Annotated in this window: 1 protein-coding gene; it reads left to right on the top strand. The window is 69.4% G+C overall.

All coding sequences use genetic code 11. The features are described from left to right. Positions 1 to 222: 222 nt before the first annotated feature. Positions 223 to 810: TetR/AcrR family transcriptional regulator (locus A5782_RS10245; RefSeq protein ID WP_067098973.1), on the top strand; the 588-nt coding region annotated here is incomplete at its 3' end.

Below are 810 nucleotides of genomic sequence, written 5' to 3' on the forward strand. Positions count from 1 at the left end.
CGCATGGTGGCGATGATGATCCGCCGGCGAGTCTCCTCGCCGCTGGCACCTACCGGACGCCCGCGTTGCGTCCGCGTCACGGTGCTGTCCCCACTGGTCGCATCCTGTCCGCCGGCCGCCGATCCGACACACCGAATATAATCGGACGATCAATTTCCTTGACGTTGTTGGCGCGAGGTGCGCGGTGCGTGACGAACGGACCGGTGGCGGGGACTGCGCGGTATGACCGTCAAGGCGTCGCAGTTGGGCCGGCCGGTGGGGGCCGACGGTGAGCAGACGCGCGCCCGGATCATCACCGCGGCGATGCGCTGTGTAGCCGAGGCGGGCTACGCCCGGGCGACGATTCGTGAGATCGCTCGCGCGGCCGACGTGACCAGTGCGAGCCTGTACAACTACTTCCCGAACAAGTCCGAACTGATGAAGGCCGCGGTGGCGGCGCGAACCGACGTCGCGGTTCCCCGACTGCGGCGGGCGGCCGCCCGCCCGGGCACCGCGGTCACGCGAATAGAAGCGGTCCTCGACGAATCGGGCCGGTTGATGCGCGAGTACCCCGACCTCGCGGCGTTCGAGTGGGTGATCCGGGCGGAGAATGCGATCGCCGTCGATGACACGGCGACGGGCAACTCGGGGTTCCAGGTATTCCGCGAAATCATCGACGGCATCGTCCGGGACGCTGTCCGCGAGGGCGGGCTCGCCCGCCGTGCCGATCGGCACGGCGCCGTCGAGGCGATCTATGCGCTGGCGCGCGGTCTGACGGAACGGGCGGCAAGTCTGGGTCCGGACGAGTACGCCGCAACGCTCGATTCGGCC

Source organism: Mycobacterium sp. 852002-40037_SCH5390672 (assembly GCF_001665875.1).
Taxonomy (GTDB): domain Bacteria; phylum Actinomycetota; class Actinomycetes; order Mycobacteriales; family Mycobacteriaceae; genus Mycobacterium.